This is a genomic window from Acetobacter suratthaniensis, from assembly GCF_017377745.1.
Classification (GTDB): domain Bacteria; phylum Pseudomonadota; class Alphaproteobacteria; order Acetobacterales; family Acetobacteraceae; genus Acetobacter; species Acetobacter suratthaniensis.
Genome location: NZ_JAFVMG010000064.1, coordinates 1 through 439, shown reverse-complemented (window position 1 = coordinate 439; position 439 = coordinate 1). Strand labels below are relative to the sequence as shown.

Annotated in this window: 1 protein-coding gene; it reads left to right on the top strand. The window is 67.2% G+C overall.

Going from position 1 to position 439, the window contains the following annotated elements; genetic code table 11:
• Nucleotides 1-439 (top strand): hypothetical protein (locus J2D75_RS14315; RefSeq protein WP_408736766.1); only part of this gene is annotated, 439 nt, incomplete at both ends.

Genomic DNA, 439 nt, shown 5'->3' with positions numbered 1-439 from the left:
AATGTTTACGCGCTGGCGGGCAACCGCGAAGGGCTGGTGCAGGCCACCGGCACCACAACGGTAAACGGACAGGTCTGGCTGAGTGCCCCCCACGGCACCGTAACGGTGGAAAGCACCACGCTGAGTGCCACCAATGCCGATGGCTCTGGCGGTGTCATCCGCGCCAATGGCGAGGCCGTAAGCCTTGGCGGCAAGGCCGTGCTGACAGCCTCGGCCAGCAAGAATGGCCGCAAGGGCGGGCAGATATTGATCGGCACCGACAGCGTGGGCGGCACCAATCTCGCCCGCCGCACCACCGTGGCCTCGGGGGCGACCCTGAAAGCCACCGGCAAGGGCACGGGGGCTGGCGGCACAATCGAGACTTCGGCGCACACACTGGCAATAGGGGTTGCGACCGTCAGGGCCGGGCTGGGCGGAAGCTGGCTGCTCGACCCTGATA